We start from the raw sequence: 25,083 nt of genomic DNA on the forward strand, positions 1-25,083 counted from the left end.
CTGCCACCTTTCGTTTAGCAGCGAAAGATGGTTGCGCCACTGACAGAGGTTACCCATGAAGAAAATCGTCCCCGATCCCCCTAGTCTCGACCTGACCGAGACGACCACCGCGAGCACATCGTTCGGCACCAACCGCATGTTCAGCGTCCGCGAAGGCATACCTGCCGAAGAGGCCCTGCTGCACGCAGGCCAACTGCTGCGCTGCGCCGAAGCCACAGTGAGCGATGCGCTGGATCATCTCACCCTCAACGACCGCTCAATCGTCGCTGGCGCAGGCCAGCATATCGAGACTGCCCGCGCGCTGATCGATGCGGTGATTGATGGGGGTGGTGTGCAACGGATTTTCTCGGACTAAAAGCATCGCGGGGCAAGCCCGCTCCCACAGAGGATCAATGAAATCCTGTAGGAGCGGGCTTGTTCTGGTCAAGTTTTACCGGACACCGATTACGGTGATCAAGCTGCCAACTGCTCCATTGCTATTGGCGACAGGTAGTTGTTGTAGCTATGGAGCCTGATTTGGTTGTAGCGCAAGAAGAAGCTGGTCATGTCCTGTCTGGCTTCTTCGATCGTTGCATAGCCCTTGGCGGGCACCCATTCTGATTTGAGCGTGCCAAATAAGCGCTCCGTTGGTGCGTTGTCCCAGCATTGGCCTCTGCGGCTCATGCTTTGGGTTATGCCATGCTCAAGCAGTTCGGATTGGAAGCGTTGGCTGGTGTATTGGCAGCCTTGATCCGAATGAAACACCAAGCCCGCATGTTTGCCTCGTACTCCCACCGCCATTCCCAAGGCCTTGCTGACCAGGTGGGCATCATTGATCAGAGAAAATGACCAGCCAATGACCCGCCGGGCGAACAGGTCAATGACCACGGCCAAGTGATACCAGCGCTTCCCAATCATCAGGCTGGTTACGTCACCGCACCACACCTGATTGATTGCTGTGGGCTGGAAGTTGCGTTCAAGGACATTCTTGGCCACAAATGCTTCTACACCTCTGGAGCGATATTGGTGGCGACGGCGCTGTCTGCTGGTCAGGTTCGCTTCTGCCATAAGTCTTCCAGCTAGATACCTTCCAACCTTTAGCTGCTGGGCCTTCAAATACTGAGAAATCATTCTCGCACCAGCACTTTCCCTGCTTTCAGCATGCAATTGCACGACCTTTGCCCTGAGCGCATCACGCTCGGTATTGGGTACCGAGCGGCGATCGAGCCAGTCATAAAACGCACTGCGGGAAACGCCCAGAGCGCTGCAAAGCTGGCTGGTCGGATACGAGCCTGACTCTCTCAGCTCCTCGATCAGGAAAAACGATCGGGATCCGACATCAAGAGAGCGGTAGCTTTTTTTAGGATTTCGGCCTCGGTCTCTAAACGTTTGATCTTGGCGCGTAACTGCTGGAGCTCCCGCTGCTCATCGCTGATTGCCTTGGTACCTGGCACTGGTTGCCCTTTCTGACGCTCTTTACGAACCTGGTCTACCCAGCGGCGCAGAGCTGTGGGGCCGACGTCCATTGATGCGCAGACCTCGGGAACCGAGCAGTTGTCGTCAAGAACCATGCTTGCAGCACGTTGCTTGAACTCGCGGGTATAAGTCTTTCGTTCTTGCATGGAGCCTCCTGGTTGGGCGAATCATATCGCCCTTAAGAGGTGTCCGGGATCATTAGGCCAGTTCAGCTTGCCCCGCGATGAGGCCAGTACCGTCAGCCGCGGGACAAAGCCCGCAGCGGCAAACTCAGAACCGCCGCAACGGCGCACAAAATGATCACCGCCAAGGCATACACCTCGCCGGTCGGCACCAGGCCGAAGCTGCGCACCATCCACCCGGCCAGCATGGCTGGCACGCAGAACGCCAGGTAGCTCAGCACATAGAACGTCGCCATCAGCCCGGCGCGTTCGTGGGCCTCGGCCAGCGGCATGATGCTACGCAACGCTCCAAGGAAGCTGGCGCCAAAGCCGATGCCGGTGACTACAGTGGCGAGGAAAAACAGCCCCAGCTCACCGCGATGCAACGCCAGCAGGATCAACAGCATCCCGACCGGCAACACCCCTGTGCCCAGGCGCAGGATCTGCCCGGCCGGACGCAGCCGCAGGTGGTAGATCGCCACGGCGCCGGTCACCGTCAACGCCGCCACCAGGCCGCCGCCCACCAGATTCGAGGTTGCCCCGGTGGCCTCGCGCGCCAGTGATGGCGCCAGCGACAGGAAGAACCCACCCAGCGCCCAACCGGCAACGTTCACCGGCAGCATGCGCAGCACTGCAGCCCGCGCCTGGGGCGGTACATGCAGGGCCGGACGCAAGGAGGCCAGGGCGCCGGGCTGGCGGCTGACGCTCTCGGGCAGATGCCACACCAGCAACGCCAGCGTGACGAACAAGCCGAGCAACAGCCAGTAGGCCAAACGCAGCGGCCACGGCGCAAATTCCACCAGCAAGCTGGTACCCAGGGCGCCGCTGGCCATGCCGAGCAAGGGCGTCAGGCTGTTGACCAACGGCCCCTGCTCGCGATCGATATCCAGCAACGCAGCGCCCAGCACGCTGGTGGCCATGCCGGTGGCGAAGCCTTGCAGAATGCGCGCAGCAATCAACCAGCCGACACTGTCGGCCTGCAGGAACAACAGCATGGAAACGCTTTCCAGCACCAACGCAGTGAAGATCAGCGGCCGCCGCCCCAGGTAGTCCGACAACGAACCGACTGTCAGCAGCGCCGCCAGCAAGCTGACGGCATACACCGCAAAAATCAGCGTCAGGGTTACCGCCGAGAACTGCCAGGCTTGCTGGTACAGGTGATACAAAGGCGTCGGGGTGCTCGAGGCGGCGAGAAAGCCGAGCAAGGCAAGTGCCAGGAACATCAGACGAAAACGCCGTGAGGCTGGGGCTTTGAACAACATGAACATGATCAGCACTCCGCTAAAGCAATTATTTAGCTTTTGCGCAGTCTGCTCGCCTTCATTCCTTAACGCAAACCCTTTGTGTTAAGGTCGACCGATGGCGATTAAAGAAGGTATCCGCACGGGTGGGCGCAGCGCCCGTGTGCAGGCATCGGTACATGCGGCGGTACGCGAACTGCTCAAGGAGCAGGACCGCGCGAGCCTGACCGTGCCGCAAATTGCCGCTCGCGCCGGCGTCACCCCGTCAACTATCTATAGGCGCTGGGGCGAACTGGCCGCCCTGCTCGCCGATGTCGCCGTCGAGCGCGTGCTGCCTGACGTGGCGCCGCTGGACACCGGCGAGCTGCGTACCGACCTGCGCGCCTGGACCGAACAGTACCTCGACGAAATCACCTCCGAACCAGGCCGCAACCTGATGCGCGACGTGCTCAGCAGCGCCTGCCCGGGTTACTGCACCAACATCCTGCGCGGGCAACTGCAGGTCATCCTCGACCGCGCCCAGGCGCGCGGCGAGGCCCTGCCAGACATCGAACGCCTGCTGGATCTGCTGGTCGCACCGACCGTCTACCGCACCTTGTTCGCCGAAGCCCCGCCGACCCTGGAACAGCTCTACAGCCTGCTTGACCTGGCCTTGCCCGGCTAAGGCCCTGCGACGCTCTGCCACTGCGACCATCGTCGGCGCTGACGAAGCCTTTGCGGCGTGCCAGACTGATTGATCGAGGTTCGCTGTCAGGCTGAATCACCCTTTTGTTTCGGAGTTGTCATGTCGCTGTCCAGTGGGCTGATCGCCGTGGTCGCCCTGGCCTATATGGCCATCATGTTCGCCATCGCCTTTTACGGCGACCGCCGCAGCACACCGCTGCCGCCGCGCCTGCGTGCCTGGGTGTACAGCCTGTCGCTGGCGGTGTACTGCACCAGCTGGACCTTCTTCGGCGCCGTCGGCCAGGCCGCCGAACAACTCTGGGCGTTCCTGCCGATCTACCTGGGCCCTGTGCTACTGCTGCTGTTCGCGCCCTGGGTGCTGCAGAAGATGGTGCTGATCAGCAAACAGGAAAACATCACCTCGATCGCCGACTTCATCGCCGCCCGCTACGGTAAATCCCAGAGCCTGGCGGTGGTGGTGGCGCTGATCTGCCTGATCGGCGTGCTGCCGTACATCGCCTTGCAGCTCAAGGGCATCGTGCTTGGCGTCAACCTGCTGATCGGCGCAGGCGCCGATGCTACTGGCAGCCGTGTGCAGGACACCGCGCTGGTGGTGTCGCTGGTGCTGGCACTGTTCTCGATTGTCTTCGGTACCCGTAGCCTGGACGTCACCGAACACCACCGCGGCATGGTCCTGGCGATTGCCTTCGAATCGCTGGTCAAGCTGCTGGCGTTCCTCGCCGTCGGCGCCTTCGTCACCTTCGGCCTGTTCAACGGTTTCGAAGACCTGTTCAGCAAGGCGCAACTGGCGCCACGCCTGGAAGGCTTCTGGAACGAGACCATCAACTGGCCGTCGATGATCGTGCAGACCGGCGTGGCGATGATGGCGATCATCTGCCTGCCGCGCCAGTTCCACGTCACTGTGGTGGAGAACATCGAACCCCAGGACCTGCGCCTGGCGCGCTGGGTGTTCCCGATGTACCTGATCCTCGCCGCACTGTTCGTGGTACCAATCGCCCTGGCCGGGCAGATGCTGCTGCCCGACTCGGTGCTGCCCGACTCCTTCGTGATCAGCCTGCCGCTGGCCGAGGCGCATCCGGCGCTGGCCCTGCTGGCCTTTATCGGCGGCGCTTCGGCGGCCACCGGCATGGTCATTGTCGAGGCCGTGGCGCTGTCGACCATGGTTTCCAACGACATGCTGCTGCCCTGGCTGCTGCGGCGCAACAACGCCGAGCGCCCGTTCGAAGCCTTCCGCCACTGGATGCTCTCGGTACGCCGGGTGACCATCGTCGTCATCCTTTTGCTGGCCTATGTCAGCTACCGCCTGCTCGGCTCTACCGCAAGCCTTGCGACCATCGGCCAGGTGGCGTTTGCCGCCGTGACCCAGCTGACCCCGGCCATGCTTGGCGCCCTGTACTGGAAGCAGGCCAACCGCCGCGGGGTGTTCGCGGGCCTGGCCGCCGGGGTGTTCCTGTGGTTCTACACCCTGGTGCTGCCGATTGCCGCCCATAGCCTGGGCTGGTCGCTGGAGCTGTTCCCGGGCCTGGCCTGGCTGCACGGCAACCCGCTGAACCTGCCGATCACACCGCTGACCCAAGGCGTGGTGCTGTCGCTGGCGGGTAACTTCACCCTGTTCGCCTGGGTGTCGATTCTCTCGCGCACACGGGTGTCCGAGCACTGGCAGGCCGGGCGTTTCATCGGCCAGCAGACCAGCGCCCGCCCCAGCAGCCGGTCGCTGCTGGCGGTGCAGATCGACGATCTGCTGCACCTGGCTGCGCGCTTTGTGGGTGAAGAGCGCGCGCGGCAGAGTTTCATCCGTTTTGCCTATCGCCAGGGCAAGGGTTTCAACCCCAACCAGAATGCCGACGGCGAATGGATCGAACACACCGAGCGCCTGCTCGCCGGCGTGCTCGGCACCTCCTCGACCCGCGCAGTGGTCAAGGCCGCGATCGAAGGCCGCGACATGCAGCTTGAGGACGTGGTGCGCATTGCCGACGAAGCCTCGGAAGTGCTGCAGTTCAACCGCGCCCTGCTGCAAGGGGCAATCGAGAACATCAGCCAGGGCATCAGCGTGGTCGACCAGTCGCTGCGCCTGGTGGCCTGGAACCGCCGCTACCTGGAGCTGTTCAACTACCCCGACGGGCTGATCAGCGTCGGCCGGCCGATTGCCGACATTATCCGCTACAACGCCGAGCGCGGCCTGTGCGGCCCGGGCGAGGCCCAGGTGCACGTGGCCAGGCGCTTGCACTGGATGCGCCAGGGCCGTGCGCATACCTCCGAGCGCTTGTTCCCCAACGGCCGGGTGATCGAGCTGATCGGCAACCCGATGCCCGGTGGCGGCTTTGTCATGAGCTTTACCGACATCACCCCGTTCCGCGAAGCCGAACAGGCGCTCAAGGGCGCCAACGAAAGCCTTGAGCAACGGGTCGCCGAACGCACCCACGAGCTGTCGCAACTGAACCAGGCACTGAGCGAAGCCAAGAGCCACGCCGAGGCCGCCAACCAGTCCAAGACCCGCTTCCTAGCAGCGGTCAGCCACGACCTGATGCAGCCGCTGAACGCCGCGCGGCTGTTCTCGGCGGCGCTGTCGCATCAGGGCGATGGCCTGTCGGCCGATGCCCAGCAACTGGTCCAGCACATGGACAGCTCGCTGCGTTCGGCCGAAGAGCTGATCAGCGACCTGCTGGACATCTCGCGCCTGGAAAACGGCAAGATCACCCCGGACGTCAAACCCTTCGCCCTCAACGAACTGTTCGACACCCTCGGCGCCGAATTCAAGGTTCTGGCCCAGCAGCAAGGCCTGGATTTCCGCCTGCGCGGCAGCCGCCTGCGGGTGCAGAGCGACATGAAACTGCTGCGCCGGATTCTGCAGAACTTCCTCACCAACGCCTTCCGCTATGGCAAGAGCCCGATTCTGCTCGGCGTGCGCCGCCAGCAGGGGCGCTTGTGGCTGGAAGTCTGGGACCGTGGCAGCGGCATCGCCGACGACAAGCTGCAGGTGATCTTCGAGGAATTCAAACGCCTGGACAGCCACCAGACCCGCGCGGAAAAAGGCCTGGGCCTGGGCCTGGCGATCGCCGATGGCCTGTGCAAGGTGCTTGGCCATCCGCTTGAGGTGCAGTCGTGGCCGGGCAAGGGCAGCGTGTTCCGCGTCAGCGTGCCGCTGGCCACGGCGCCGGCGGCCCCGGTGGCCAGCCCTGCCGAACAGGCCGGGCAGCCATTGGCAGGCCTGCAGGTGCTGTGCGTCGACAACGAAGACAGCATCCTCATCGGCATGAACAGCCTGCTCAGCCGCTGGGGCTGCCAGGTATCCATCGCGCGCAATCGCGCCGAATGTGAAGCCTTGCTGGCAAGCGGCCTGCGCCCGCACCTGGCGCTGGTGGACTACCACCTGGACGACGGCGAGGTCGGCACCGAGCTGATGGCCTGGTTACGCACACGCCTGGGCGAGCCGGTCCCCGGCGTCGTGATCAGCGCCGACGGGCGCAGCGAGATGGTCGCCCAGGTGCATGCCGCAGGGCTCGACTACCTGGCCAAGCCGGTCAAGCCGGCGGCCTTGCGCGCCCTGCTCAATCGGCATCTGAGCCTGGTCCAGTAAGGGCGCTGGCAGCCAGCGGGTCGCCTTCGCTCATGGCCCGCTCGAGCAGGTCGGCCGGCAGGCTCTTGCTGGCCCGGGCACCGAGCAGCTTGAGCTGTTCGCTGCGGCTGATCAGGTTGCCGCGCCCTTCGCAGAGCTTGTTGCGCGCCGCGCTATAGGCTTTGTCGACCTGCTGCAGGCGGCTGCCAAGCTCGTCCAGGTCCTGGATGAACAGCACGAACTTGTCGTACAGCCAACCGGCACGCTCGGCGATCTCCCGGGCGTTCTGGCTCTGGCGCTCCTGCTTCCAGAGGCTGTCGATAACCCGCAAGGTGGCCAGCAAGGTGGTCGGGCTGACGATCACGATCTGGCGGTCGAAGGCTTCCTGGAACAGGTTCGGCTCTGCCTGCAAGGCGGCCGAAAACGCCGCCTCGATAGGCACGAAGAGCAGGACGAAATCCAGGCTGTGCAGGCCTTCGAGGCGGTTGTAGTCCTTGCCGGACAAGCCTTTGACATGGTTGCGCAGCGACAGCACGTGTTGCTTGAGCGCGGCCTGGGCAATCTCGCTGTCGTCGGCGCCAACGTACTGCTGGTAGGCGGTGAGGCTGACCTTGGAGTCGACCACCACCTGTTTGTCGCCCGGCAGCATGATCAGCACGTCGGGCTGAAAGCGCTCGCCGTCGGCGCTCTTGAGGCTGACCTGGGTCTGGTACTCGCGGCCCTTCTCAAGCCCGGCGTGCTCCAGCACCCGCTCCAGAATCAGCTCGCCCCAGTTGCCCTGGGTCTTCTGGCCCTTGAGCGCCTGGGTCAGGTTGGTGGCCTCATCGCTCAGGCGCAGGTTGAGCTGCTGCAGGCGTTCAAGCTCCTTGGCCAGCGAGAAGCGCTCGCGGGCCTCTTGCTGATAGCTGTCTTCGACGCGCTTTTCAAAGGCCTGGATGCGCTCCTTGAGCGGGTCGAGCAACTGCCCCAGGTGCTGTTGGCTGGTCTGGGCGAAGCGCTGTTCGCGCTCATCGAAAATCTTCGTGGCCATTTCGGCGAACTGCGCCCGCAGCTCGTCACGCGAGCCCTGCAGGTCGTCGAGGCGTTGCTGATGGCTTTCCTGCTGTTCGCGCAGCTCGGCGCTCAGGGCTGCGCTCTGGGCGTCCAGGCGACGCAATTCGGCTTCGCGGCTGGCGCGTTCGAGCTGCCAGGCATGGGCGGCATCGCGCGCTTCGTCGCGATCGATCTGCAGCAATTCAAGCTCACGGGCCTGAGCGGCCAGCGTCGCCTGCTTGGCGGCATTGGCCTGGCTCAGGTCGCTGATTTCGTCGCGGCTGGCATCGAGCTGGGCGAGCAAGCCTTCCTGAGCCAGCTGCACACTGCTCAGGCGCTCCTCAAGCAAGGCCGCGTCGGCCTGGCGCGCACTCAGGCGCCGTTGCACCTGCAGCACCAGCGCCAGCGACGGCACGGCCGCCACCACAATACCCAGCACAATGCTGGTCAGATCCACTGCCATAGCCACCCCGATCTCCCTCGGCCAACGATCAACGGCTCAGCTTATCAGCCTTGGGCGCACGCGCCGCATTCAGGCTTCAGGCAATTGCCTGAGCAGGCGCAAGGCCTCCTGCGAACCCTGGGCAGCGGCCTGTTCGAGCCAGTAGCGGCCCTGGGCGGGTTCGTTCAGTTGCCCCAAGGCGCACAGCCGGCCGTACTCGAGCTGGGCCCGGCGATCACCGGCGCGCGCCGCCTGGCGCAGCAGTTCGTGGCCGATCCGGCGGTCGCGGGCATTGCCGCAATCACGGCAGAGCATCTGCCCCAGGCGGCTCTGGGCCACCACCACGCCCTGGCGCGCTGGCTGCTTGAGCAAGCGCCCGGCAAAGTGCTTGACGTTGGGGTTGTCACCCAGGCGCGGGCTGTCGAGCAACCACAAGGCCACTTTCAAGGAGAAGCGCTTGGGCTCGGGCAGAGGCGACTGGGCAGTGGGGGCAACGAGGTTTTTGGAGCGAAACTTCATAAAAAACAGCGAAGGCAACTCGAGAGGCGCGCCACTCTACTCCATTTTTCTGACAATGGCCCGGTGCTTTTCTGCACTTTTTTCAAAATATTTCAGTGTTTTTTTCTTGACGTCAGGACGGGTATTTTGTCCCTGACGGAAGACTGTCGAAGGATTGTCGGACACCGGCCAAAAAGCTGGCACGCCCGTCCTAGAGCAAGCGCTCGGGACAATCCACAGAAGCTGTGGATAACTCGGTGGACAACCCCCTAAACCTCCCCGCAAACCCCTATGGAATGGGGCTTTCAGTCAAACTGTCGATTTTTTCACCAGCTAAAATAAGTGTTTTTTTTCATTGACTTAAGGCAACGGCCAAGTCATTGGCGGCCACTTGCCGCCTTGTTGCAGCGCTGTAACAAGGGTTGCCCCAAGTGTGCACAACCGCCCTTTAGCGAGGCATTTCCCTGCACGAAATTGGCACGTTCCCTGCCTTGTTGCACTGCAAAGCCGGCGAATTAGCCCTTCACAGACAGCCTGGAACGCGACATACTGATCGGCTCGCCAGACGAAAAGCCAAAAAGCTTGCCAGCAACGCAAAACTGCGGTAGTCTTGCCGCCGTTAGTACCAAGCTGAAAGTCAATTCTGGCCAAAGCAGTCCTTACAGTGCCCTGCCCCCTCACATCGGACAGGCCTGTTGAAACCAGGACCGGCCCACTCGATGGTTCCCCAGGTAAATCACTTCTTACTCTGACCGAACCAACCTGCAGATTGATCAGGATCTTCACCCAGCGGCATTGAACCCGACCCTGGCTGTTGCCTGTCCTCTGACGTACCTACCAGTCAGCCCCAGCGCCACATGATAAATGCGCCCAAAACTGGCTGCCCTGTTCCAGTCAGGTTCTTCGCACCGGCTTAAATGCCTGCGTCACTGGAACGTTTTATATGTGCACGGATCGAAACCGTGTCTATTGCAGGAACATCTAATAACTATGAATCACTCTACTCATACTCAGGCTGCGATTCGCACCCTTTCTCAGGCATTTGCCCCTCTGAACTGCTTGATCCTGGCGTCGCGCAAAGGCGGCTTCAGCTTCACCCTGGTCAACGAGCACGGCATTGCCCGGCACAGCGAGCGCCTGTACCCGGAGCAATACTCCGAAGCCGAGCCGCTGCAGGCCGTTATCGAGCGCACCCGTCAGGCCCTGGTGGCCTGATCCGCACGACGCTGCAAACGCTCAAGCCCCGCCCTCTGGCGGGGCTTTTTTATGCCTGGCGCCCAGCAATCACTAATTGCCGCACGGCATATGATTTATAACTAAAAGCCGCAAATGTTTTAAAAACAGGCCTTTACAGCGCGAATATGACACTACACTTCAACTCAAGCGGCAAAGGCCGCTTCCGGCGGGCCTGACCGACTCTCCAGCTGCCAAGCTCCAGCGTCCGCCGGCCAATTTCAAGTTCGAGGGCATCATGGGTATCGCCGCGAGCGAGTTGAGCCAGTTTGTCATTCGTCCGACCCTGATCTACCTGGGTCGCCACTGCGCCAGCGCCGAAGCCCTGCTGCTCGGCGTCGCCGCCAGCCAGTCAGCACTCGGCTCAGCATTGCACGACCGCCGCGGCCACGGCCTGTACCGCATTGGCGAACTGCGCCACCAAAGCCTCTGGGACCAGTTCCTGGCCCGCGACCCGGATCTCGCCAGCCTGGTCCGTGGCCTTGCCAGCCAGCATGCCTTCCTCAGCGGCCCGCACCTGGAACTGACCGTAAACCTGCGCTATGCCACCGCCATCGCCTGGATGCTGATCGAAGAACAAGCCCCCGAACTGCCCGCCGCCGACGATCTGCTCGGGCTTGCACGTATCTGGCGACAAACCTTCCAGCCTCAGGGGCGCCTGCGCGATTTCACCTGCGCCTGGCAAACCTGCATCGCCCCTGTGACTCTTCAGGCCTGCTGAGAGTCACTGCTTTCCATAATCGGAAAATTCCCGCCATTTTGGTCGGATTGTCCTACAAAACCGCTCTATCTCCTGCGATACAGCCTATAGCGCTGCGGGCGAACTGATGGTAATTTTCGCCCCGGAGATCCCAAGGAGTTCTAATAATGAAAAAAGTAATGCTCAAAACCTCTCTCAGCCTCGCCGTCACTCTCGCCTCGACTCAACTGTTCGCCAGTGGCTTTGCCCTCAACGAACAAAGCGTCAGTGGCATGGGCACAGGTTTCGCGGGTCGTTCTTCTTCTGCCGATGATGCCAGCACCGTATTCGGCAACCCTGCCGGTATGTCGCGCCTGAAACGCGAGCAGATCACCGTTGGCGGCGCAGCCGTCATCGCCAAGTCCGATATTTCCGGCGGCGGGCGCCCAGGTGGCACCACCGACGGCGACATGGTGCCGTTCGTCGGCGTGCCCATGGGCTACTACGTCAAGCCTCTGGATGATCACTGGACCGTCGGTTTCGGTGTCTACGCGCCGTTCGGCCTGGTCACCGATTACGAGAGCACTGCCGCCAGCCGTTACTGGGGCAAGAAAAGCCACGTTGAAGTGGTCACCTTCCAGCCAACCATCAGCTACGCCTTCAATGACAAGGTGTCGATCGGTTTCGGCCCGACCATCAACAAGATCAAGGGTGAGCTCAGCGCCAACACCCTCAACCCGCGCACCCCGGGTTTCAACGATGGCGAAGTGAAGATCAAGGGTGACGACACTGCCGTCGGCTACAACATCGGCGTGCTGGTCCAGGCCACCGACAAGACCCGCCTGGGCCTGACCTACCACTCGATGGTCGACTACAAGCTCGAAGGCAACACCAAAATCAACAACGCCCTGATCGGCCCGTTCAGCGGCAGCAAGTTCGACGCTGAACTGAAGATCAAGACCCCTGAATCGGTCGACTTCTCGGTTACCCACGAGCTGGATGACCAGTGGACTATCTATGCTGGTAGCACCTGGACCCGCTGGAGCCGCCTGGAAGCCATCACCGTCACCAACAAGGTTCCTGCCCCGCTGGCCGGCCAGTTCGGCACCATCAGCGAAGAGCAGAACTGGCACGACACCTGGGCCCACGCCATCGGCGCGTCCTACAAGCTGAACAAGGAGTGGGTACTGCGTACCGGCTTCACCGTCGACCAGTCGCCGACCAACAACCACGACCGTTCGCCACGCATCCCGACTGGCGATCGCAAGATCTTCAGCCTGGGCGCCGGCTACAGCCCAACCCACGACATGACCATCGACGTGGCGTACTCCTACCTGTGGGAAGAAGACACCAAGGTCAACCTGGCCAGCCCGACCAAGGGTTCGTACAACGCCAAGTACGAAAACAGCGCTCACGGTATTGGCGCGTCGCTGACCTATCGCTTCTGATAACAGCGCCGCAACGAAAAACCGCCGTCATCGGCGGTTTTTTTATGCCTGAGCAATCGGCCAGGCGTGCCCGACTTCCAGCTGGAGGTACTCCATGAACGCCCGCACCTTGGGGCTCAGGGCGAAACGGTCGGCCACGCACAGGTAGACGTCCATCGGTTCGGTCTGGGCGTAGGCCCGTGCCGGCTGCGAATACTCGAACAACGCCACCAGCTGGCCGCGCTCGAGCAAAGGGCGGGCGACGAACTCGGCCAGGCGAGCGATACCGCCATCGCGCACCGCCATCTGCGTCAGTACGTCGATGTCATCGCTGATCAGCACCTTGTCGAACTCGGCATCAAAACGCAGCCCCTCGCGGACAAAACCCCAGCGCAAGAAGCGCCCGTCCACCGGGTAGCGGAACACCAGGCAGCGGTGTTCCTTGAGCTGCTCGGGCGATTGTGGCCAACCGGCCGCCGCCAGATAGCCCGGGGAAGCGCAGCAAATGAACGGTACCCGGGCAATGTGCCGGGCCAGCAGGCCGTCTTCGAGCTGTGGCTGGATGCGGATACTGACATCAACGCCTTCCTGGGCGTGGTTGACCCGCCGATCATTCGTAACCAATTCAATTGAAAGCTGCGGGTAGCGTGCACTGAAGGCCGGAATCAGCGGCGCCAGTACATGGCGGCCAAAGGCCGACGACGAAGCGATGCACAAGCGCCCCTTGGGCTCGCAATCCGGGGCGGTGACCGCCTGCTGGGCCTGCTCGAGGTCGCGCTCGATGTGCTTGACCTTGTCGTAGTACAGGCTGCCACTGGGCGTCAGCACCATACTGCGCGTGGTACGCGCCAGCAGGCGCACCTGCAGGTGGGCTTCCAGGCGGGCGATATTCTGGCTCACCGCGGCGGCGCTCAAGCCCAGGCTGCGAGCGCCACCGGCGATGCTGCCGGCCTCGACCACCTTGATGAAACTCTTGATCGAACCGAGCAGGTTCATGACGGAGATCCGGTTATTCGTAAGATCTTCTTTATAAAGACCTAAGTCCAGCTCGTCTACCGCAGCCCGATAGCGCCTTGCTAGGCTGCCCCCTCACCCACCAGAAGGAGTCAGCATGACCTTCCAGACCAGCGCCCGCAGCCGGCGCAAACTCGGCGTTCGCGCCACCCCCTACGTGTTTGCCTTCTACATGTCGGCAATCATGGCTTTGTTGATGTGCTTCGTGATTACCGCCGCCAACGCAGGCATCAACGAGCAGTACCTGGGCAACGTGCTCAAAGCCTATCAACTGGCCATGCCAGTAGCCTTTGCCTGTGTGCTGGTGGTGCGCCCGATCGTGCTCAAGCTGGTGGCCTGGACCGTGCACCCGAGCCACTGACGCCGCTCAGGGCTGGGAAGCAATGGCCTTTTCAATCGCCGCCTTGAACGCCGGGTCATCCGGCTTGGTCAGGCTGGTGAAATTGGCCACAACCTTGCCCTGGCGATCAACCACGTACTTGTAGAAATTCCACTTCGGCGCACTGCTCTGCGCGGCCAGTTCCTTGAACAGCGGCGCGGCATCGTCGCCACGCACGGGCCGGGCCTGGGTCATGGTGAAGGTCACGCCATAGTTGGCGTAGCAGACCTTGGCGGTTTTCTCGGCATCGGCGTCTTCCTGCTTGAAGTCGTTGGACGGCACCCCGAGCATTTCCAGGCCCTGTTCGTGGTACTCCTTGTAGACGCTTTCAAGCCCTTCGAACTGCGGGGCAAAGCCGCAATAGCTGGCGGTATTGACCACCACCAGCGGCTTGCCGGCAAAGCGCTGGCACAGGTCGATCTGCTCCTTGCCGCGCAGCTCCGGCAACGAGCCCTTGAGCAGCGCCGGGCAATCGGCGGCCAGGGCATTGGCCGCAGCGGCCAAGGTCAACAACGGAACCAACATCCAGCGTGCGCGCATCGTCTCTCTCCCTCGAACGTTCCCGAAGTATTCAGAGTACTCCTAGCACACGCCCATGCCCAACTGCATCAACGCCAGGCCGCCCTCATGCCAGCCCCACCAGGCCAGCGCCAGCAGCAATAGCGCGGCGAGGCCGAGCACGCTGCCAATGGCGACCCGCTTCATGCTGCCTGCGCCTGCAAGCGCGCCACCGGGCGTTCGCGTACCGGCCAGTTCAGCGCTGCGGCGAGCAGACTGAGGAGGATGGAAATCTGCCAGACCAAATCGTAGTTGCCGGTGCGGTCATACACCACCCCGCCCAGCCAGCCGCCTAGAAATGCCCCCAACTGATGGAACAGGAAGACGATACCGCCGAGCATCGACAAATTGCGCACACCAAACAGGGTGGCCACGGTGCCGTTGGTCAAGGGTACGGTCGACAGCCACAGCAGGCCCATGGCAATGCCGAACAGGTAGGCGCTGAACTGGCTGATTGGCGCCCACAGGAACAACACGATGACCACCGCGCGCAGCAGGTACAGCGCGGTCAGCAACCGCGGCTTGGACATGCGCCCGCCCAGCCAGCCGGCGGTGTAGGTGCCGACGATATTGAACAGCCCGACCAGCGCCAGCACTGTGGTGCCGATGGTCGCCGGCAGGTGCTGGTCGACCAGGTAGGCCGGCAGGTGCACGCCGATGAACACCACCTGGAAGCCACAGACGAAAAAGCCCAGGGCCAGCAGCCAGAAACCGGAGTGCGAGCAGGCTTCGCGCAGGGCCTGGCCGAGGGTCTGGTCATTGCCCTGACTGGGCAGCGGACGATCACGCAGCAGCCCTACCAGCGGCACGATAAAGGCCACCAGCAAACCCAGCACCAGCAAGGCCGCCGACCAGCCCAGCCAGCCGATCAGGCCGAGCGTACCCGGCAGCATGGCGAACTGGCCGAAGGAGCCGGCGGCGCTGGCAATGCCCATGGCCATGCTGCGTTTTTCTGGCGGCACGGCACGGCCAACCACGCCGAGGATCACCGAAAACGAGGTGCCCGACAGGCCGATACCGATCAACAAACCGGCACTGAGCGACAGGGTCAGGGCCGAGTCGGACATGCCCATCAGCACGAGGCCGGCGGCATAAAGAATACCGCCGACCATCACCACCTTGGCAGCACCGAGGCGATCGGCCAGGGCTCCGGCAAACGGCTGGGCCAGGCCCCAGATCAGGTTCTGCAAGGCAATGGCAAAGGCAAACACGCCGCGGCCCCAGCCAAAGTCGGCGCTCATCGGCGCCAGGAACAGGCCAAAGCCGTGCCGCACGCCCAGCGACAAGGCCAGGATCAGCGCCGCGCCAAGCAGAATCCACCCACTGGTTCGCCATACTGATGTCATTTTTGTTGTCTCCAGTGCCGCAAGGTTATGCGGGTATATACCCGCTTATACTCGTAAAAAGCTCAGGCCAACAGCTCCAGCAGGCGCACCAGTTCGTCACGCTGACCTTCGCCGAGGGTCTCGATCAAGCCGCTTTGCGCTTGCTCCCAGGCCGGCTCCGCCGCTTGCAGGCGTGCCCGGCCCTGCTCGGTCAGCAACACGATACGGTTGCGCAGGTCCTGCCCTTCGGCCAGGGCCACCAGGCCCTCGGCTTCCAGTACCCGCAGGTTGCGCCCCAAGGTGCTGCGGTCCAGGCCCATGGCCTCGGCCAGGGTGGAAATACTCGGTTGATCCAGGCGGCGTAAATGACGCAACAGGGAAAACTGCGCGACATTGATCCCGAAGCCTTCGAGGGCCTCGTCGTAGTGTCGGCTCACCCCTCGGGCGGCGCGACGCAGGTGGGTGCAGATGCATTCGCTGGTCAACATAATGCGTGTATATACCCGCACTTTGGCAACTGCAAGCTTTTATTCGCCGCTCACAGCACCAAAGCGATCAATACCGCCAGCTCCAGCAGCTCGAGCAGGGCCCCGGCGGTATCACCGGTGGTGCCACCCAGACGGCGCACCATCACGTGGCGCAGCCAGGCGAAGACGATGGCGGCAACCAGCAGCACCCCTATACCCTTGAACCCTGCCAGCAGCACACAGGCCAACGCACTGACGAGCATCACCAGCTGGCCCGCCCGACGCGGCAAATGATCGGCAAGCGCCTGGCCGAGCCCGCCGCTGCGCACATAGGGCGTGCACAGGAACAAGCCCAGTAACCCCGCGCGGCCGACCAGCGGTGCGAGCAACAGCAGCAGCCCGTCACCGCGCTCGATCAACGCCAGTAAGGCGCAGAACTTGAGCAACAGCACCAGTACCAGGGTGACCACGGCAATCGGCCCGCTGCGCGGGTCTTTCATGATCAGCAAGGTACGTTCGCGGTCGCCGAAACCGCCGAGCCAGGCATCGGCGCTGTCGGCCAGGCCGTCCAGGTGCAAGGCGCCGCTGAGCAGCACCCAGGCGCTGAGCAGCAAGGCGGCGTGCAACAGCACCGGGCTACCGGCCAGCAGCGCGTTCCCCCCCCAGAGCACCACCCCGAACAACAGCCCTACCAGCGGGTAAAACAGCAATGAGCGGCCCATTTGTTCCGGCGCCGGCATGCCCGGCAGGCGCACCGGCAAGCTGCTGAGAAACTGCAGGGCGATCCAGAACCCCAGCATCTCAGCACACCTCGCGCAGGCTGCCGTCGGCCAGCAGTTCCAGGCGGCACAAGGCGCCATGGACCACTTCGACCTGCAGCAGCTGTTCACGCGGCAGGCCACGGGCGCGGGCCAGCAACAGGCGCATGACGCCGCCGTGGGTGACCAGCAGCAACTGCTGGCCGGCATGGGCCTGGTGCAAGGTGCTGATGGCCTGCAACACCCGTACGGAGAAATCCGCCACCGGCTCGCCACCTGGCGGTGTGTAGGCATAAGGATCAGCCCAGAACCGGCCGAGCTCGGCTTCATGGGTGAGCATCAGCGCTGCCGCGCTGCGCCCTTCCCACTCACCAAAATGCAGCTCTTGCAGCCCCGGCGCCAGCTGCAGCGGCAGGTTCAACTGCGCGCCCAGCTCCTGGGCAAAGCGTGCGCAGCGCTGCAATGGCGAGCTGACCAATGCATCCCAAGGGCCGGCATCACTCACCGCCGCGCGCATCTGCGCCCAGCCCTTGTCAGTCAGGGCATCGTCGAGGCTACCGCGCAGGCCGCCGCCCAGTTCGGTTTCTCCGTGGCGCAGCAGGTCGATGATCATGCCGGGCGATCCGCTACCGCAGCTTCGGCGAAGGTCGCCATCTGCCCGTGCAGGTCACAGGCCAGGCGCAATAGCGGCACCGCCAGTGCCGCACCACTGCCCTCGCCCAGGCGCAGGCCCAGCTCCAGCAGCGGCCCGGCGTCGAGTTCGGCGAGCACCCGGCGATGACCGGGCTCGGCGCCGCGATGGCCGAACAGCAGCCAGTCGCGGCAACCCGGATTGATACGCGTCGCCACCAGCGCGGCAACGGTGCAGATAAACCCATCCACCAGCACCGCAACACCAGCCTGGGCGCAACCCAGGTAGGCGCCGACCAGCGCGGCGATCTCGAAACCACCAAAACACAACAGCCGCTGCAGCGGGTCGTCGCCAAGATTGGCATGCTGCAGCAAGGCGCGCTCGATGACCTCGGCCTTGTGCCGCACACCGGCGGCGTCCAGGCCGGTACCCGGACCACTGAGCTCGCTGGCCGGGCAGCCGAGCACGGCGCAGGCCAGGGCGCTGGCGGCGGTGGTGTTGCCGATACCCATCTCGCCGCCGATAAACAACCGGGCGCCGCTGGCGGCTGCGCGCAGGGCACTCTCGCGCCCGCCTTGCAGAGCCTGCAGGCATTGTTCGTAGGTCATCGCCGGTACCTGGGCGAAGTTGGCCGTGCCCGGGCCGACGCGTAGGTGGCGCACGCCCGGCAGGTCCAGGGCCAGGTCGATGGTACCCAGGTCGATCACTTCCAGTTGAGCATTCAGCTGCCGCGCCAGCACGCTGATCGCAGCGCCGCCGCTGACGAAATTGAGCAGCATCTGCCCGGTCACCGCCTGCGGGTAAGCCGAGATGCCTTCGGCGACCACACCGTGATCGCCGGCAAAAATCGCGATCCACACCTGCTCGACGCTCGGCTTGAGCTGGCCTTGCAAGCCGGCCAGTTGCACTGCCAGCTGCTCCAGGCGACCCAGCGAGCCTGCCGGCTTGGTCAGTTGCTGTTGCCGCGCCAGGGCCTGTTCGCGAACAATCGGGTCGACAGCTCGACAGGCTTCACGCCACCAGGTGTGACTCATAGTGCAGGTCCTTTCAGGGTAAGCGGCAAGCCGGCGACAGTCAGCACCACGCGCTGGCAGCGCTCGGCAATGGCCTGGTGCAGCGCGCCTGCTTCATCGACATAACGGCGGGTCAGCTCGCCCATGGGCACCACGCCCAGGCCGGTTTCGTTGCTGACCAGAATGATTTCGCCCGGCAACGCTGCCAGGCACTCGAGCAGCGCCGTGCGTTCGGCCGCCAGGCGCTCAGGGTTGTCGAGCATCAGCAGGTTGGTCAGCCACAGGGTCAGGCAATCGACCAGCAGGCAGCGCTCGGCACTGGCAGTGGCACGCAGCACCCGCGCCAACTCCAGCGGCTCTTCGATCAATCCCCACTCGGCCGGACGCCGCTCGCGGTGCAACTGCACCCGTGCATTCATCTCGCCGTCGAGCGGTTCGCTGGTGGCGATGTAGGTGACCGCCAGGCCGCTCTGCACCGCCAGTTGTTCGGCCAGGCGGCTCTTGCCCGAACGGGCGCCGCCAAGGATCAGGTTGAGCATTTCAGTTCTGTCCGCAGAGTTGGCGCAGGCGCGCGGTGTCCAGGTGCTGCTCGACCAGGTCGGCCAGGCGCTCGATGTCGCGTTCGCGCAGGGCGTGGTAGTCGATCTGCTCGACCTCCTGCAGCCCGGCCCAGCGCAACAGCGCGGCGCAGCAATGCGGCGCCTCGAACAGGCCATGCAGGTAGGTGGCGAGGATCTGCCCGTCGGCGCTGATGGCGCCATCGGCGCGGCCGCCGTCGAGCAACACCGCCGGGCGCTCCAGCGCCGGCCCCTGGGTTACCCCGGCATGAATCTCGTAGCCGCTGATGGCCGCCTGCTCCAGCTGCAGGGTGCCGGCGACATTGCGCAGCTGCTTTTCGGCTTCGAGCACGGTGACAAAATCCAGCAGACCGAGGCCATCGCTGGCTCCTGCTGGGCCTTCCAGGCCCAAGGGGTCTTCCACCCGCTGGCCGAGCATCTGCAGCCCGCCGCAAATGCCCAGGACCTTGCCGCCGTAACGCAGGTGGCGACTGATCGCCTGGTCCCAACCACGCTCACGCAATTGCGCCAGGTCGCCGCGCACGCTCTTGGAGCCAGGCAAAATGATCAGGTCAGCGGGCGGAATCGGCTGACCGGGGCCGATAAACTGCAGATCGACCTGCGGGTGCAGGCGCAGCGGGTCGAAATCGGTGTGGTTGCTGATGCGCGGCAGCACCGGCACGATCACCTTGAGCTGGCGCCCGGCCTTGAGGCCCTGGCGCTGGTCGATACCGTCTTCGGCTTCCAGGTGCAGGTCCAGCACATAGGGCAGCACGCCCAGCACTGGCTTGCCGGTACGTTCTTCAAGCCAGTCCAGACCCGGCTGGAGCAAGGCGATATCGCCACGAAAACGGTTGATGACAAAGCCTTTGACCCGCGCCTGTTCGCTCGTCGAGAGCAGCTCCAAAGTGCCGACCAGGTGTGCAAACACCCCGCCCCGATTGATGTCGGCAATCAGGATCACCGGGCAGTCGACTGCCTCGGCAAAGCCCATGTTGGCAATGTCGCCGGCACGCAGGTTGATTTCAGCCGGCGAGCCGGCGCCTTCGACCATTACCACCGGATAGGCCGCGCTCAGGCGCTGGTGCGAAGCCAGCACGGCCTGCATGGCGATGGCCTTGTAGTCGTGATAGGCCACGGCGTTCATGCTGGTGACCGCGCGGCCATGGACGATCACCTGGGCGCCGGTGTCGCTGTTGGGCTTGAGCAGCACCGGGTTCATGTCGGTGTGGGGCGCCAGGCCCGCGGCCTGCGCCTGCACCGCCTGGGCGCGGCCGATCTCGCCGCCCTCGGCGGTCACGGCACTGTTGAGCGCCATGTTCTGCGGCTTGAACGGCACCACGGCAATGCCCTGGCGCAACAGCCAGCGGCACAGCGCGGTCACCAGGGTGCTTTTGCCGGCATCGGAGGTGGTGCCCTGCACCATCAGGGTGGTCATGCTTGTTCCTTGCGGTAATCGCTGAAAGCCTGGGCCAGGCGCTGAAAGTCCGGTTCACTGGCCGGCAGGCCGAAACGCAGGCTCGGCGGCTGGCTGAACAGGCGCAGGAGGATGCCGCGCCGGGCCATGAATTCATGCAGGCGCGGCGCCTGCTCGGTGACCAGGTACTGGAACAGGTCGCAGCTGCCGCTGGGGGCGAAACCTGCCGCACTGAGCACCTCGGCCAGGCGCTGGCTGGCAGCGGCGCAGCGGATGATCTGCTGCTGATGGGCGGCGCCGTCGAGCAGGCAGGCCTGGCCGAGGATCCGCGTCGGGCCGCTGATGGTCCAGGGCCCGAGCTGTTCGGCGAGCAGTTGCAACAACTGGCGCTCGGCCAGAACAAAGCCCAGGCGTACGCCGGCCAAGCCGAAGAACTTGCCGAACGAGCGCAGCACGATCAACCCGCTGCGCTCGGCATGGGCGCCAATGCTGTGTTGCGGGGTGTTGTCCATGAACGCTTCATCAACCAGCAGCCAGCCGCCACGGCGGGCCAGGCGACCATGCCATTCCAGCAGTTGCTCGGCAGCAATCAGCTGCCCGGTGGGGTTGTTGGGGTTGACCACCACCAGCACGTCGAGGCTGTCGAGGTAATAATCGACCTGGTCCAGCGGCAACTCGCGCACCCGGTGCCCAGCGCGGCGCCAGCCTTCGGCGTGTTCGGCGTAGCACGGCGACAGCACCCCGACCGTGCCGGGGCGACGCAGGCGTGGCAAAGCCTGGATCGCCGCCTGGGAGCCGGCCACTGGCAACAGTTGCTCGACCTGATAGTAATCACGGGCCGCCTGCTCGAGGCCGTCTTCGGTTTCGGGCAAGCGCGCCCAGGCCCGCAGCGGAATTTCGGGGATGGAATAAGACCACGGGGCGATGCCGCTGGACAGGTCCAGCCAGTCTTCGCGGGCGATGCCGTATTGCTGCACTGCGCGTTGCAGGCGACCACCGTGTTCAAGCATAGAATTCAGCCCCCAGGCACAACAGCAGCAACCACAACCACACGCCCTGGCAAACCAGGCGCCAACCGCGTTCGATGGCGTCGGCATCGGCCTGCGGGCCTTCGCCCAGTTGCGGGCGCTCGTGCAACTCGCCGTGATACACCGCCGGCCCGCCCAGCTCGATGCCCAGGGCTCCGGCCCCGGCCGCCATCACCGGCCCGGCATTGGGGCTGTCCCACAACGGCGCCTGGCGCCGCCAGCAGCTCAGGGCCAGGCGGGTCTTGCCCAGCAGCGCGTAAGTCAGCGCCACCAGGCGTGCCGGAATATAGTTGAGCACATCGTCGATCTTCGCCGCAGCCCAGCCAAAACGCTCGAAGCGTTCATTACGATAGCCCCACATGGCGTCGAGGGTGTTGCTCAGGCGATAGAGCACCACCCCCGGTACGCCGGCAACGACAAACCAGAACAGCGCGGCGAACACCGCATCGCTGCCGTTCTCCAGCACCGACTCGGTGGCGGCGCGGGCCACGGCGGTTTCGTCCAGCTCGCGGGTTTCGCGGCTGACCAGATAACCGACGCGCTGGCGGGCTTTTTCCAGGTCGCCCTGGCGCAGGGCTTCGGCCACCGGCGTTACGTGCTCGCCAAGGCTGCGCAGGCCAAGGGCGCAGTACAGCGCCAAAACTTCAATCAGCCAGCCAATGTACGGCAGCCAGGACAACAGCATGGCGATGAAGGTCAGCGGCACCACCGCCAGGAACCAGGCGCTGACGCCGTGGCTGCGCCAGCCTCGGCCGCCGGCATTCAAGCGCTGTTCAAGGCGCCCGGCCAGGCGCCCGAAGGCTACCAGCGGATGCCGGCGCTTGGGCTCGCCCAGCAGCGCATCCAGCGCCACCCCGGCCACTGTCAGCAACGCCACGCTCATCAAGACTCCCCCCACTGGTTTTCAAACAGCATGTCGTGCAGCGGCCGCGCTGTGGTCCAGCCTTCAAGCACCAGCATCGGCGCCGGGTAAAATTCGTGAACCGGGCCCAGGCAGAGGATTGCCAACGGCTTGGCACCGGCCGGCATGCCGAGCAACTCGGCCAGGGCCCGGGGCTCGAACAGCGACACCCAGCCCATGCCCAGACCTTCGGCGCGGGCCGCCAGCCACAAGTTCTGGATCGCACAGGACAACGACGCCAGGTCCATCTCCGGCAAGGTCCGGCGGCCGAAAATGTGCGCTTCGCGCCCATCCATCAGCGCCGCCACCAGCAGCTCGGCGCAGTCGTTGATGCCTTCGACCTTGAGTTTCATGAAGTCATCGGAGCGCTCGCCGAGCGCCTGCGCTGTACGCAGACGCTCCTCTTCCACCAGGGCCTGGATCCGCTGGCGCAGTTCGCGCTGGGTGATACGGATGAAACGCCAGGGCTGCATCAGCCCGACACTGGGCGCCTGGTGCGCGGCCTCAAGCAGGCGCGCGAGCAACTCGGGGGCGACTTCGCCGCCACTGAAGTGACGCATGTCGCGACGCTCGCCGATGGCGCGGTAGACCGCCGCACGTTCGGCCTCGGTAAAAGCATGTTCAGTCATGGACACAGCAGCGCCGCCGACGCCTGGGGGTTGGAAGCAAAATAGAAATGCACGTAGGAGGCGGTCAAGCGCCCCTGGCGGTACACCGCCTCGGCACCACGACCACCGTTGGGGCTCTGGCCGCGGGCAACCGGCTCAAGCTCGGTATGGGTCAGCGAATGATGATAGGTGTGCCCGCGCAAGGTGCCTTCAGGCAGTTCTACGGCCTGCAGGGCCAAGGCGGCCAGGCGCTTTTGCATCACTGCCTCGCCTGCCAGCAGGCCGAGCAGTTCGGCACGCTCGCCGGCAACATCGGTGAGCGCATCAAGCAGGTAGAGCATGCCGCCGCATTCGGCGAGCAACGGCTTGCCGGCGTGATGATGGGCGCGGATAGCCTCGAGCATCGGTGTGTTGGCCGCCAGCGCCTGGTGATGCAATTCGGGGTAACCGCCAGGCAGATACAAGCTGTCGGCTGGCGGCAAGTTTGTGTCATGCAGCGGCGAGAAAAACGCCAGCTGCGCGCCCATGGCCCGCAGCAGGTCGAGGTTGGCGCCATAGGTAAAGGCAAAGGCTTCGTCGCGGGCAACCGCAATGCGCACGCCTTGCAGCAACGGCTCGATGGCAAACTCGGTCGGCGCGGCAAAGCGCACTGCTGGCGGCAACGCCGCATCGCAACTGGCGCCCAGGGCCGCTGCGGCCGCATCCAGCCGCGCATCAAGGTCGTTCAGTTCACTGGCTTGCACCAGCCCCAGGTGACGGCTCGGCAATTCGATGCCGGTTTCTCGCGACAGCCCACCGTACCAGCGCAGCCCCTCGGTCAGGCTGCCTTCAAGCAGCTGGGCATGGCGCAGGGTACCGACACGGTTGGCCAACACCCCGGCAAACGGCAGGTCCGGCTGATAGCGCGCCAGGCCCAGGGCCAGGGCGCCGAAGGTCTGGGCCATGGCGGTGCCATCGATCACCGCCAGCACCGGCACGCCAAAATGCCGGGCCAGGTCGGCGCTCGATGGCGTGCCGTCGAACAGGCCCATGACCCCTTCGATGAGGATCAGGTCGGCCTCGCCCGCCGCCTCCCACAATAGCCGGCGGCTTTCCTGCTCGCCGACCATCCACAGGTCGAGCTGATACACCGGCGCACCACTGGCGCGCTCGAGGATCATCGGGTCAAGAAAGTCCGGGCCGCACTTGAACACGCGGACCTTGCGCCCCTGGTTGCGATGCAGGCGCGCCAGTGCGGCGGTCACCGTGGTCTTGCCCTGGCCGGAGGCCGGTGCGGCGATCAATACCGCCGGGCAATGGCGCGCATCACTCATAGTTCGACGCCCTTCTGGGCGCGGATGCCGGCCTGGAAGGCGTGCTTGATCATGCCCATTTCGGTGACGGTGTCGGCCAGTTCGATCATTTCGTCTTTGGCCGCGCGACCGGTGACGATCACGTGCTGCATCGGCGGGCGCGCCTGCAGGTCGCTGAGCACCTGGTCGAGGTCGAGGTAGCCGTGCTTGAGGGCGATGTTCAGTTCATCAAGCACCACGAAGGCGATCGACGGGTCCTGGAGCATCTGCCGCGACACTGCCCAGGCAGCTTCGGCGGCAGCGATGTCGCGCTGGCGGTCCTGGGTTTCCCAGGTAAAGCCCTCGCCCATCACGTGGTAGCGCACCTGCTCGGGAAAGCGCCGGAAGAACAGCTCTTCGCCAGTGCTGTTGCGGCCCTTGATGAACTGCACCACGCCGCACTGCATGCCGTGGCCCATGGCCCGGGCGAGCATGCCGAAGGCCGAACTGCTCTTGCCCTTGCCGTTGCCGGTAAGTACCAGCAGCAAGCCGCATTCGTTGGGCGAGTTGGCGATGCGCTCGTCGATCACGGCCTTTTTGCGCTGCATGCGCGCCAGGTGGCGTTCGTCGCGCTCGGTGGATTCAGTCATGAGGTTCTCCGCAAACCACTGTCGGCCGATCTCACCGAACGCAGCAGCCGACGGCTGCTCAGCGTATCGAAGGAACGGGCGTGACAGATGAATGGATA

At 64.2% G+C, this 25,083-nt stretch carries 27 protein-coding genes; 7 read left to right on the forward strand and 20 right to left on the reverse strand.

All coding sequences use genetic code 11. From position 1 onward, the window contains the following. Positions 1 to 55 precede the first annotated feature (55 nt). Complete coding sequence (locus tag LOY37_RS20370) at positions 56 to 355, forward strand: DUF6124 family protein (protein ID WP_010224261.1); 300 nt, start codon at positions 56 to 58, stop codon at positions 353 to 355. A gap of 98 nt (positions 356 to 453) precedes the next feature. Here LOY37_RS20370 and LOY37_RS20375 read toward each other — a convergent pair whose 3' ends face one another. From LOY37_RS20375 to LOY37_RS20385, 3 genes are all read right to left on the reverse strand, one after another. Then, positions 454 to 1,296: an IS3 family transposase gene (locus tag LOY37_RS20375; RefSeq protein WP_309475551.1), complete on the reverse strand. Its 843-nt coding sequence runs from the start codon at positions 1,294 to 1,296 to the stop codon at positions 454 to 456. Continuing rightward, entirely contained in the window at positions 1,293 to 1,601 is a 309-nt protein-coding gene (locus tag LOY37_RS20380; RefSeq protein WP_258715522.1) for a transposase, read from the reverse strand. The genes LOY37_RS20375 and LOY37_RS20380 overlap by 4 nt, the downstream gene beginning before the upstream one ends. A gap of 92 nt (positions 1,602 to 1,693) precedes the next feature. Continuing rightward, a complete protein-coding gene (locus LOY37_RS20385) occupies positions 1,694 to 2,884 on the reverse strand; it encodes an MFS transporter (protein ID WP_213603483.1) in 1,191 nt (396 codons plus the stop codon). A 91-nt stretch (positions 2,885 to 2,975) separates the two neighbouring features. Here LOY37_RS20385 and LOY37_RS20390 point away from each other — a divergent pair, with 91 nt between their 5' ends. Beyond that, positions 2,976 to 3,521 carry a TetR/AcrR family transcriptional regulator gene (locus tag LOY37_RS20390; RefSeq protein WP_093380335.1) on the forward strand — a complete coding sequence of 182 codons (546 nt, stop codon included), beginning with the start codon at positions 2,976 to 2,978 and terminating at the stop codon, positions 3,519 to 3,521. A gap of 120 nt (positions 3,522 to 3,641) precedes the next feature. After that, the gene (locus LOY37_RS20395; protein WP_093380333.1) at positions 3,642 to 7,118 is read left to right on the forward strand and encodes a PAS domain-containing hybrid sensor histidine kinase/response regulator; all 3,477 of its coding nucleotides are present in this window, start codon (positions 3,642 to 3,644) and stop codon (positions 7,116 to 7,118) included. On the opposite strand, the gene rmuC is transcribed toward LOY37_RS20395, so the two are convergent. Next, complete coding sequence (rmuC, locus tag LOY37_RS20400) at positions 7,090 to 8,478, reverse strand: DNA recombination protein RmuC (protein ID WP_176794326.1); 1,389 nt, start codon at positions 8,476 to 8,478, stop codon at positions 7,090 to 7,092. The genes LOY37_RS20395 and rmuC overlap by 29 nt on opposite strands. 183 nt (positions 8,479 to 8,661) lie before the next feature. Further along, positions 8,662 to 9,090: a tetratricopeptide repeat protein gene (locus LOY37_RS20405; RefSeq protein ID WP_093387352.1), complete on the reverse strand. Its 429-nt coding sequence runs from the start codon at positions 9,088 to 9,090 to the stop codon at positions 8,662 to 8,664. A gap of 969 nt (positions 9,091 to 10,059) precedes the next feature. Between LOY37_RS20405 and LOY37_RS20410 the strand changes: the two genes are divergently transcribed. The 3 genes from LOY37_RS20410 (at position 10,060) to LOY37_RS20420 (ending at position 12,429) form a co-directional block, all read left to right on the forward strand. Continuing rightward, entirely contained in the window at positions 10,060 to 10,284 is a 225-nt protein-coding gene (locus LOY37_RS20410; protein ID WP_045195514.1) for a hypothetical protein, read from the forward strand. 256 nt (positions 10,285 to 10,540) lie between these two features. Then, positions 10,541 to 11,023: a hypothetical protein gene (locus LOY37_RS20415; RefSeq protein WP_045195516.1), complete on the forward strand. Its 483-nt coding sequence runs from the start codon at positions 10,541 to 10,543 to the stop codon at positions 11,021 to 11,023. Positions 11,024 to 11,169: 146 nt separating this feature from the next. Then, complete coding sequence (locus LOY37_RS20420; protein WP_258715606.1) at positions 11,170 to 12,429, forward strand: OmpP1/FadL family transporter; 1,260 nt, start codon at positions 11,170 to 11,172, stop codon at positions 12,427 to 12,429. Positions 12,430 to 12,471: 42 nt separating this feature from the next. Here the strand turns inward: LOY37_RS20420 and LOY37_RS20425 are convergent, their stop codons facing one another. After that, positions 12,472 to 13,404: a LysR family transcriptional regulator gene (locus tag LOY37_RS20425; RefSeq protein ID WP_213603481.1), complete on the reverse strand. Its 933-nt coding sequence runs from the start codon at positions 13,402 to 13,404 to the stop codon at positions 12,472 to 12,474. A gap of 115 nt (positions 13,405 to 13,519) precedes the next feature. Here LOY37_RS20425 and LOY37_RS20430 point away from each other — a divergent pair, with 115 nt between their 5' ends. Beyond that, positions 13,520 to 13,783, forward strand: coding sequence for a DUF2798 domain-containing protein (locus LOY37_RS20430; RefSeq protein ID WP_258715607.1), 264 nt, complete (start codon positions 13,520 to 13,522; stop codon positions 13,781 to 13,783). 6 nt (positions 13,784 to 13,789) lie between these two features. Here the strand turns inward: LOY37_RS20430 and LOY37_RS20435 are convergent, their stop codons facing one another. The 14 genes from LOY37_RS20435 to cobO form a co-directional block, all read right to left on the reverse strand. After that, positions 13,790 to 14,341, reverse strand: coding sequence for a glutathione peroxidase (locus LOY37_RS20435; protein WP_258715608.1), 552 nt, complete (start codon positions 14,339 to 14,341; stop codon positions 13,790 to 13,792). A gap of 42 nt (positions 14,342 to 14,383) precedes the next feature. After that, positions 14,384 to 14,506, reverse strand: a complete 123-nt coding sequence (locus LOY37_RS20440) for a hypothetical protein (RefSeq protein WP_256326709.1) — start codon at positions 14,504 to 14,506, stop codon at positions 14,384 to 14,386. Next, on the reverse strand, positions 14,503 to 15,705 hold the full coding sequence (locus LOY37_RS20445; RefSeq protein WP_045195526.1) for an MFS transporter: 1,203 nt from the start codon (positions 15,703 to 15,705) through the stop codon (positions 14,503 to 14,505). The genes LOY37_RS20440 and LOY37_RS20445 overlap by 4 nt, the downstream gene beginning before the upstream one ends. Before the next feature lie 62 nt (positions 15,706 to 15,767). Then, positions 15,768 to 16,172 carry a MarR family winged helix-turn-helix transcriptional regulator gene (locus LOY37_RS20450; protein ID WP_045195528.1) on the reverse strand — a complete coding sequence of 135 codons (405 nt, stop codon included), beginning with the start codon at positions 16,170 to 16,172 and terminating at the stop codon, positions 15,768 to 15,770. Between the two features lie 50 nt (positions 16,173 to 16,222). After that, on the reverse strand, positions 16,223 to 16,951 hold the full coding sequence (locus LOY37_RS20455) for an adenosylcobinamide-GDP ribazoletransferase (protein ID WP_258715609.1): 729 nt from the start codon (positions 16,949 to 16,951) through the stop codon (positions 16,223 to 16,225). Between the two features lies 1 nt (position 16,952). Continuing rightward, complete coding sequence (gene cobC / locus LOY37_RS20460; protein ID WP_213603477.1) at positions 16,953 to 17,522, reverse strand: alpha-ribazole phosphatase family protein; 570 nt, start codon at positions 17,520 to 17,522, stop codon at positions 16,953 to 16,955. Continuing rightward, positions 17,519 to 18,574, reverse strand: coding sequence for a nicotinate-nucleotide--dimethylbenzimidazole phosphoribosyltransferase (gene cobT / locus LOY37_RS20465; RefSeq protein ID WP_258715610.1), 1,056 nt, complete (start codon positions 18,572 to 18,574; stop codon positions 17,519 to 17,521). Before cobT ends, cobC begins: the two co-directional genes overlap by 4 nt. Beyond that, the gene (gene cobU / locus LOY37_RS20470) at positions 18,571 to 19,092 is read right to left on the reverse strand and encodes a bifunctional adenosylcobinamide kinase/adenosylcobinamide-phosphate guanylyltransferase (RefSeq protein ID WP_213603476.1); all 522 of its coding nucleotides are present in this window, start codon (positions 19,090 to 19,092) and stop codon (positions 18,571 to 18,573) included. Before cobU ends, cobT begins: the two co-directional genes overlap by 4 nt. Before the next feature lies 1 nt (position 19,093). Continuing rightward, positions 19,094 to 20,548 (reverse strand): cobyric acid synthase, encoded by a 1,455-nt coding sequence (locus LOY37_RS20475; protein WP_045195538.1) that lies wholly within the window; start codon positions 20,546 to 20,548, stop codon positions 19,094 to 19,096. Next, a complete protein-coding gene (gene cobD, locus LOY37_RS20480) occupies positions 20,545 to 21,537 on the reverse strand; it encodes a threonine-phosphate decarboxylase CobD (protein WP_093380313.1) in 993 nt (330 codons plus the stop codon). The genes LOY37_RS20475 and cobD overlap by 4 nt, the downstream gene beginning before the upstream one ends. Continuing rightward, entirely contained in the window at positions 21,530 to 22,438 is a 909-nt protein-coding gene (cbiB, locus tag LOY37_RS20485; protein WP_258715611.1) for an adenosylcobinamide-phosphate synthase CbiB, read from the reverse strand. Before cbiB ends, cobD begins: the two co-directional genes overlap by 8 nt. Then, positions 22,438 to 23,091 carry a 5,6-dimethylbenzimidazole synthase gene (gene bluB / locus LOY37_RS20490; RefSeq protein ID WP_176794226.1) on the reverse strand — a complete coding sequence of 218 codons (654 nt, stop codon included), beginning with the start codon at positions 23,089 to 23,091 and terminating at the stop codon, positions 22,438 to 22,440. The genes cbiB and bluB overlap by 1 nt, the downstream gene beginning before the upstream one ends. After that, positions 23,082 to 24,377 (reverse strand): cobyrinate a,c-diamide synthase, encoded by a 1,296-nt coding sequence (locus LOY37_RS20495; protein WP_258715612.1) that lies wholly within the window; start codon positions 24,375 to 24,377, stop codon positions 23,082 to 23,084. Before LOY37_RS20495 ends, bluB begins: the two co-directional genes overlap by 10 nt. Next, entirely contained in the window at positions 24,374 to 24,985 is a 612-nt protein-coding gene (gene cobO / locus LOY37_RS20500; protein ID WP_010220352.1) for a cob(I)yrinic acid a,c-diamide adenosyltransferase, read from the reverse strand. The genes LOY37_RS20495 and cobO overlap by 4 nt, the downstream gene beginning before the upstream one ends. Between the last annotated feature and the right edge of the window lie 98 nt (positions 24,986 to 25,083).

It is taken from the genome of Pseudomonas sp. B21-012 (assembly GCF_024749305.1).
In the GTDB taxonomy this organism is placed as follows: domain Bacteria; phylum Pseudomonadota; class Gammaproteobacteria; order Pseudomonadales; family Pseudomonadaceae; genus Aquipseudomonas.

Excerpts from the sequence above, each read along its gene's own strand:
- LOY37_RS20370 (WP_010224261.1), top strand. The coding sequence starts at position 56 with ATGAAGAAAATCGTCCCCGATCCCCCTAGTCTCGACCTGACCGAGACG.
- LOY37_RS20380 (WP_258715522.1), bottom strand. The coding sequence starts at position 1,601 with ATGCAAGAACGAAAGACTTATACCCGCGAGTTCAAGCAACGTGCTGCA.
- LOY37_RS20385 (WP_213603483.1), bottom strand. The coding sequence starts at position 2,884 with ATGTTCATGTTGTTCAAAGCCCCAGCCTCACGGCGTTTTCGTCTGATG.
- LOY37_RS20390 (WP_093380335.1), top strand. The coding sequence starts at position 2,976 with ATGGCGATTAAAGAAGGTATCCGCACGGGTGGGCGCAGCGCCCGTGTG.
- LOY37_RS20395 (WP_093380333.1), top strand. The coding sequence starts at position 3,642 with ATGTCGCTGTCCAGTGGGCTGATCGCCGTGGTCGCCCTGGCCTATATG.
- LOY37_RS20405 (WP_093387352.1), bottom strand. The coding sequence starts at position 9,090 with ATGAAGTTTCGCTCCAAAAACCTCGTTGCCCCCACTGCCCAGTCGCCT.
- LOY37_RS20410 (WP_045195514.1), top strand. The coding sequence starts at position 10,060 with ATGAATCACTCTACTCATACTCAGGCTGCGATTCGCACCCTTTCTCAG.
- LOY37_RS20415 (WP_045195516.1), top strand. The coding sequence starts at position 10,541 with ATGGGTATCGCCGCGAGCGAGTTGAGCCAGTTTGTCATTCGTCCGACC.
- LOY37_RS20420 (WP_258715606.1), top strand. The coding sequence starts at position 11,170 with ATGAAAAAAGTAATGCTCAAAACCTCTCTCAGCCTCGCCGTCACTCTC.
- LOY37_RS20425 (WP_213603481.1), bottom strand. The coding sequence starts at position 13,404 with ATGAACCTGCTCGGTTCGATCAAGAGTTTCATCAAGGTGGTCGAGGCC.
- LOY37_RS20430 (WP_258715607.1), top strand. The coding sequence starts at position 13,520 with ATGACCTTCCAGACCAGCGCCCGCAGCCGGCGCAAACTCGGCGTTCGC.
- LOY37_RS20435 (WP_258715608.1), bottom strand. The coding sequence starts at position 14,341 with ATGCGCGCACGCTGGATGTTGGTTCCGTTGTTGACCTTGGCCGCTGCG.
- LOY37_RS20440 (WP_256326709.1), bottom strand. The coding sequence starts at position 14,506 with ATGAAGCGGGTCGCCATTGGCAGCGTGCTCGGCCTCGCCGCGCTATTG.
- LOY37_RS20445 (WP_045195526.1), bottom strand. The coding sequence starts at position 15,705 with ATGACATCAGTATGGCGAACCAGTGGGTGGATTCTGCTTGGCGCGGCG.
- LOY37_RS20450 (WP_045195528.1), bottom strand. The coding sequence starts at position 16,172 with ATGTTGACCAGCGAATGCATCTGCACCCACCTGCGTCGCGCCGCCCGA.
- LOY37_RS20455 (WP_258715609.1), bottom strand. The coding sequence starts at position 16,951 with ATGCTGGGGTTCTGGATCGCCCTGCAGTTTCTCAGCAGCTTGCCGGTG.
- cobC (WP_213603477.1), bottom strand. The coding sequence starts at position 17,522 with ATGATCATCGACCTGCTGCGCCACGGAGAAACCGAACTGGGCGGCGGC.
- cobT (WP_258715610.1), bottom strand. The coding sequence starts at position 18,574 with ATGAGTCACACCTGGTGGCGTGAAGCCTGTCGAGCTGTCGACCCGATT.
- cobU (WP_213603476.1), bottom strand. The coding sequence starts at position 19,092 with ATGCTCAACCTGATCCTTGGCGGCGCCCGTTCGGGCAAGAGCCGCCTG.
- LOY37_RS20475 (WP_045195538.1), bottom strand. The coding sequence starts at position 20,548 with ATGACCACCCTGATGGTGCAGGGCACCACCTCCGATGCCGGCAAAAGC.
- cobD (WP_093380313.1), bottom strand. The coding sequence starts at position 21,537 with ATGCTTGAACACGGTGGTCGCCTGCAACGCGCAGTGCAGCAATACGGC.
- cbiB (WP_258715611.1), bottom strand. The coding sequence starts at position 22,438 with ATGAGCGTGGCGTTGCTGACAGTGGCCGGGGTGGCGCTGGATGCGCTG.
- LOY37_RS20495 (WP_258715612.1), bottom strand. The coding sequence starts at position 24,377 with ATGAGTGATGCGCGCCATTGCCCGGCGGTATTGATCGCCGCACCGGCC.
- cobO (WP_010220352.1), bottom strand. The coding sequence starts at position 24,985 with ATGACTGAATCCACCGAGCGCGACGAACGCCACCTGGCGCGCATGCAG.